The sequence below is a fragment of the Bacteroidota bacterium genome (assembly GCA_018692315.1).
Taxonomy (GTDB): domain Bacteria; phylum Bacteroidota; class Bacteroidia; order Bacteroidales; family JABHKC01; genus JABHKC01.
This window is the reverse complement of record JABHKC010000089.1, coordinates 1-6,836: the sequence shown is the minus strand read 5'-3', so window position 1 is coordinate 6,836 and position 6,836 is coordinate 1. Positions and strand designations below refer to the sequence as shown.

Sequence of the window (6,836 nt, the reverse complement as noted above, 5' to 3'; positions counted from 1 at the left end):
TTATAAAATAATTTATTTTTGATGATATTTCTATTTTCTTTCATGCAGTAAATGCTTTTGTATTAGACAAATGAAAAAAATAGAAATATCGCAAAAAGAGATGTTTTTAATTTTGAACTGTTTTCTTAGAGGCACTATATAATCTAAATATTTAATTGTATTAATTTCTACGAACACATACATTTGTGCAGTATTATGAATTAGATTATAAAAATAGGAGGAAAAATGAGAAAAAAAATAATGTTATCAGTCGCAGTGCTAATTGTAGTATTTACAATTTCGTCTGGATTTAAAATATATAAACAAACAGGACAGTCAAATCAAAACAAAGCTAAAAAGAATTTTCACGATTTCACAGTAGAAACAATTGATGGAAAACAGTTTGCTTTATCGAAATTGAAAGGTAAAAAAGTACTGGTAGTTAATGTTGCATCGCAATGTGGACTTACTCCACAGTATAAGATATTGCAGGAAATATATGAAACCATGGATACCAGCAAGTTTGAAATAATTGGTTTTCCGGCAAACAACTTTCTGCAACAAGAGCCGGGAACCAACGATGAAATTAAAACGTTTTGCACAAAAAACTACGGACTAACATTTCCATTAATGGCTAAAGTTTCGGTTTGCGAATACATTTACAAATCATATCCGATTGACAGCAAAAATGCTACAAAAACTACCACTGATGAGATTTACAAATGGCTAACTCAAAAATCGGAAAACGGTGTACTTGACACCCAAATTCAATGGAATTTTCAAAAGTTTCTGATTGACGAAAATGGAAATCTAATCGGCAGCCTATCACCCTCGATTTCTACAGAAATTTTGACTCTGAAATCTTGGTTTGCTGAGAATTAATTGAAGGAATGAATAGTAAAATCCTTTTGAAAAATGGGCTTTTATCTATGATTAACATTTTTATCAACAAGTTAAAAAAACAGTGTACTTATTGCACAAAATTCTCAAACTACATCTATCTTATAAACATATTTGCCAATTTTTACCTATCATGTTCTAATTTGTATATTTTTGTCCAGTGAATAATTTTAAATTACACATTATGAATAAGTTTGGGGGTATTAATAAAACAGAACGAGAAAAACAGAATCTATATCTAAGGCACTTATTTACAGAGAAAGATATACATTGACCATTAAATTCTCTTTGGCTGGCTGATCTGGAATATCAAATAGGTATATATGAAGAACAGGCATTAGTAGCTATATATATGGTTGTCCAAGAACTAAAAACTCTAAATAATGGAAGAAAATAATGTAAATATAATTCAACTCGTAAATGATCCAATTGAGGCTGAAGATGGAACTGAAAAAGAATTGGAGGATAGTTCACTGGGACTGATGGAAAAACCATTTGATCCTACTTTGATTAAAATGGAAACAAAAACTCCTTCTTTAGATACTTTAATAAAAAGAATAAAAAGAGGCAATATTCAAATGGATACGTCGAGTTATTTTCAAAGACAAGACGACCTTTGGGATAAAATAAAACAAAGTAGATTAATCGAATCTGTTTTAATTAGGTTTCCATTACCTGCTTTCTTTTTTGATGCAAGCGATGATAATAATTGGTTAATTGTTGATGGTTTGCAAAGACTAAGTAGTATTAGAAATTTTGTAGTTGACAAATCACAACCTTTGACAAATCTTGAATTCCTTACCCATTTAAATGGGAAATTTTGGGATGATTTATCTGATGATTTGCAAAGAATTATTGAAGAAGCCCAAGTTGTAATATATAAGATTATGCCAGGAACTCCTTCTGACGTAAAATTTAATATTTTTAAAAGAATTAATACTGGTGGATTAGTATTAGAGCCTCAGGAAATACGACATGCTTTATTTCAAGGAAAGCCTTCTATATTTATTTCGGAGCTAGCACAAGATAAAGCCTTCAAAAAGGCAACTCAACACAAAATAAATACTCGCCGAATGCTAGATCGAGATTTCGCTAATAGATTTTTAGCTTTTTACATATTAGGTGTAGAAAAATATGGTTCAAAAGAGTTTGGTCAGGATTTGGATTCATTTATGAGTAAAGCAATGGGAACAATTTATGATAAAACTGAAGATGAACTTGTGGATATTGCAAATCAATTTTCAGCATCGATGACTCTAGCTTATGATATTTTTGGTAAAGAGGCTTTTAGAAAAGTTTATCGTGATTATAAAAGAATGCCTCCAATTAATAAAGCTTTGTTTGACACTATGTCAACACAATTTGCGATATTATCAAATGATGAGCGTAGTATTCTTAAACAAAAAAAGAAAGAGTTCAAAAAGGAGCTAAAACATCTCCTTGCTACCAATGAATTTTTATTTACATCAATTACAAGTGCAACTGGAGATAAGAAAAGAGCAAATTACAGACATCGTACTATTCAACAGTTAATTCAAGATACCTTAAATAAAGAATTATGATAAAATCAATTGAGCTTAGGAATTTTAAGTGCATAAAAGATAAGCATTTTCATCTTCGTAATTTAAATGTATTGTTAGGTCTAAATGGACAAGGCAAGTCTTCATTTATACAATCTCTCTTGGTTTTAAGGCAATCAAGCGAGAAACTAAACAAAGGTATTTTATCTTTAAATGGAGATTTAATAAGAATTGGAAATTCAAGAGATGCATTATATCAATATGCAAAGGATAAATTAACTATCAATCTTCAATTGGCTAATGAAGAACCTTACAACATGATCTTTGATTATGAAAAAGATTCAGATATTTTTATCATTGGGGATTCAAATAAAAAGACAGAAAATAACTTTCCAAATGATGATACTAGTGGACTTTTTGGAAATACTTTTCAATATTTAAATGCTAATCGGATAGAACCAAAATCACATCATAGTAAAAGTTTATCAAATGTGTCGTATGAAAATAGTTTAGGTGCGAAAGGTGAATATACAGTTCATTATTTGGAAGTTAGGGCGTCTGAATCTATTGAATTTGAAAATTGTTTACATTCAGATACTACGATTATTACCACAAATAAAAATGAAAAACTACTAGATAAAAGCTTAATTCATCAAGTAAACCTTTGGCTAGGAGAAATATCTCCCAATATAAATGTGAAAACAGACAATATCTCATCAGATTTTGTAAAGCTTGAGTATGAATATAATCAACCAACTTTTGGTAAAACAATGGCATTCAAACCAGAAAATGTTGGTTTTGGTATTTCTTATGCACTCCATGTCGTAACTGCATTATTAGCTGCAAAGTCAGGTAGTTTAATAATTATTGAAAGTCCAGAAAGTCATATTCATCCAAGAGGTCAAGCAGAACTAGGAAAGCTTATTTCATTAGTATCTAAAAATAATGTTCAAATCATTATTGAAACGCATAGTGATCATATATTAAATGGAATAAGAGTTGGTATTAAAGAAAACCCAGATTTGAAGAATAATTGTATTTTGTTTTATTTCAAAAAAATAGTTGAAGAGCAAGAGCAATACTCTGCTATAACAGATATTAAAATAGATGAAAATGGAACTTTAAGTGATTATCCTAAAAATCTTCTAGATGAATGGAGTAATCTGCTATCAAAACTGATATAGGTATGAATCTATTTTTTAATGAATTAAGCACATACCCTCTTTCTGCCAATAAATTTGCGGCAAGAGATAAGATGAAACCTTTTATACATAGTATAATTCAATCAAAAAGTAAAGGATTTGGAAATATACTCTCAGATTTATGTGTAGATGAAATACAATTAGCTCCTGATTATTCATTCAAAGATTGGTTAATAGATAAAGATGTTTCTCCTGATTTGAAAAACTTCTTGTTTGGAATTATTGCTCCTCCTTATATTGATGAAGATGATGAAACAATATTTAGTCAATATATTGATTCTAAATATCAATTTGAAGATTCTGAAAATAATTTCCCTAAAACTGCATGCATTGGCCTAGCCGCAGCTCATTTATATGAAAGCCTTACTATAAGTCTATCTTCATCTCCATTATGGCAGAGAAGCAAACTGCCACTTTTAATCGAAAAGGAAACAGTATCCGAAACATATCAGATATTCAATATTTTTTGTAAAAAATCTTTTGAAGATTTAGAATTGCTGGAATTTATTGAAAATCTAGGAGATGTTAATCTAATAGAATCTGATATTTTACCAAATGATAAGGATATTCATCTGGCAGATCATCATGGAAAAAAGGAATTGGATAAATTATGCAGAAGAATCAGAGAAAATCCATATGTAGTTGCTATGAGGTCAACAAATTATGGAGGTAAAAGATTCATTCGGAAAATTGAGAATTCAGGCATTATTGAAATAGTACTTATTAATTCAGAAAGACAATATGCTCTTTCTGTACAAACTACTGGTAGGAATTTCATAGAAACGAAAGTAATTGCAGAAATGCTAGCTAACAGATATTCATAGGTATAACAGACTATTTTTGAAGAAAAAGCCAACATAGAATCAAATATTCAACTGAACCATATGTACATCTCTCACACTACTATGCTTACAAGTATAGTACTTAACTACTTATTATGCAAAATAAAGTGACGACAAAGAAATTCTGAACAATCCATAAGAAAACACCTTACACAATTGTAAATCAAAAACCAAATAATCAATTAAAACTATAAAATGAAAAATACTAAAGAAAACAAAAATGATGGTTTTCCACGAAGCTTCTGGACTGCCAATTTAACAGAATTATTTGAACGAGGAGCCTATTATGCAATGGCAAGCTTTGTTGTTCTGTATCTCGGACAACTGGGCTTGGGAGACTACTGGCCAAGTAATTTGAATGGAATATTATGGGCACTGGTATTTTTCCTTCCCATTCTTTCAGGAACCATAGCCGATCAAATTGGCTTTAAAAAATCAATGCTAATCGCTTTTGTATTTCTGGCAATAGGGTATTTCACAATGGGTTATCCAGTATGGTTTGGAAATCATACACTTAATCAAACAATTGGAAGCGAAATGTCGGCAGGTGTAGGAATTCTTCTACCAATAATTCTTGCCATAGTGTTCATCGGTATTGGAGGTTCCATAATAAAACCTTGCATAGCAGGAACGGTTCAGAAAACTGCCGGTGCAAAAATAACATTAGGTTTTGGGATTTTTTATATGATAATAAATATTGGTTCTCTTATTGGAAGAGGAGTTAGTTATGTTGTTAGAAAAGAATTTGACCTGAGCTATATTTTTGCTGTATCTGTCTTTTTCTCAATTCTTGCATTTTTTGCAGTTTTACTTTTTTATACCGATCCTGAAAAAGAATCTGGCCAAAACCAGACAGAAGCAAAACCAAAAAAATCAATTCTCAGGATACTCACAGATATGATTTTGGTTCTTAAGAATCTTAGGTTTGCTTTATTTTTAATAGTATCGAGTGGATTTTTCTTTATCTATGCACAGGTCTATAATGTATTGCCACTATACTTGCAAAAAGTTGTAGAGTTAGATCCTGCAGTCGATCTTGTAACAATGGCAAATCCTTTTGTTATTGTATTTTTTCAACTTTTAATAACTAAGAAGTTCGGAAAGATGAAACCTATCAATTCAATTATTGTAGGTATTATCATCATAGGCATTTCCATGATGATTAACCTAATTCCAATATTTATGGGTAGTGGCGTGAGAGCATTGACTCTTGGAGATTTTATTCCTCTCGGAACACTTTTTATCACACTTACTGTTGGTTTGATTGCCTTTGGAGAATTATTCACATCAGCAAGAACATATGAATATATCGGAGCTCTTGCACCAAAAGGGCAGGAAGGATTATTTCTCGGATATGCAAATCTTCCTTTGGCAATCGGTGCCCTAATTGGAGGACCCGCCGGAGCATTCATCTTTCATGATATTATGTGTAAAAATGCAATTCAACTTCAATCTGGTTTATTAGAACTAAATCCATTTTGGAATTCAATGGGATGGATTATTCTAATGGGAATTGGCTTTATCTCCGCATTTACAATGTGGCTATATAATAGATGGTTACAAAAGAATCCTATTAAAGGGGAGTTCTTAAAATAGTAAAATTCAAGGCGTAAAAAAATTTAATAGCAGAGTTTATTTTTGTAAATGAGTATCTTAAAATTTTGAAACAACGCAGGAGTTTGCATTTTTAGAAGTACCCTAAAGAAAAATAGCAATATATAGAACAAATGAAGGCTAAATCTTTTTTTGAGGTGCTGAAATGAAATGTTTTGTTGATAGCTATCTGTAAGCTAAAATACTAAATTGCATTATCATAGGCTGTTCTTCGAAAACCTTAGGAAACAAACTCCTTCTAAAGTTTCATGAAAATAACCATTTTTCCCATCTAAAGGTAAATTGAATTTGTAAAAGGCTAAATGTCCGATTTGCGTTTTTACATGTTATTGCGTACTAAATATTAACACTTTAGATTAATTTTGTTTTCTTTTTCTTGATAAAAAGAAATAAAAATCAAGGCTACAGAGAATTTTGGGACAATACTAATTTCTCAATCCTCCCCGCAAGTAAAGTCGCCCTTTTTCTTTGAATTTACTAATTATCACCTTGAAATTCAGCAATCTAAATGTGGTTTTTCCATAATTGTTGGAGGGCTTGTTACTTGCTTAGCTATGCCCATCGCCAGCATTTTCGAAAAGTATTGTTCCCAAAATTCTCTGATGCCACGGCAGCAATAAAGTTAGAACGAGGCTAATAATGAGACTATTAGTTGCAGAATGCGTGAATTTTATTGTTATCGACAATTATCAACAGTTGTTCTCACCAAAATAATTTTGATAAAAATTATAGGCGTTGGCCAGAAAAAATGGCGGGCGGGCGCTGGGATGTGGGTTGTA

At 31.0% G+C, this 6,836-nt stretch carries 5 protein-coding genes; all 5 read left to right on the top strand.

The genetic code is table 11. The features are described from left to right. Positions 1–225: 225 nt before the first annotated feature. The 5 genes from HN894_07285 to HN894_07265 all read left to right on the top strand — a co-directional run bounded on the left by HN894_07285 (position 226) and on the right by HN894_07265 (position 6,039). Positions 226–861 carry a glutathione peroxidase gene (locus HN894_07285; GenBank protein ID MBT7143127.1) on the top strand — a complete coding sequence of 212 codons (636 nt, stop codon included), beginning with the start codon at positions 226–228 and terminating at the stop codon, positions 859–861. Positions 862–1,262: 401 nt separating this feature from the next. Further along, complete coding sequence (locus tag HN894_07280) at positions 1,263–2,441, top strand: DUF262 domain-containing protein (GenBank protein ID MBT7143126.1); 1,179 nt, start codon at positions 1,263–1,265, stop codon at positions 2,439–2,441. Beyond that, positions 2,438–3,583 carry a DUF3696 domain-containing protein gene (locus HN894_07275; GenBank protein ID MBT7143125.1) on the top strand — a complete coding sequence of 382 codons (1,146 nt, stop codon included), beginning with the start codon at positions 2,438–2,440 and terminating at the stop codon, positions 3,581–3,583. Before HN894_07280 ends, HN894_07275 begins: the two co-directional genes overlap by 4 nt. 2 nt (positions 3,584–3,585) lie before the next feature. Continuing rightward, the gene (locus HN894_07270; GenBank protein ID MBT7143124.1) at positions 3,586–4,425 is read left to right on the top strand and encodes a hypothetical protein; all 840 of its coding nucleotides are present in this window, start codon (positions 3,586–3,588) and stop codon (positions 4,423–4,425) included. A gap of 213 nt (positions 4,426–4,638) precedes the next feature. Then, positions 4,639–6,039 (top strand): MFS transporter, encoded by a 1,401-nt coding sequence (locus HN894_07265; GenBank protein MBT7143123.1) that lies wholly within the window; start codon positions 4,639–4,641, stop codon positions 6,037–6,039. Positions 6,040–6,836 lie beyond the last annotated feature (797 nt).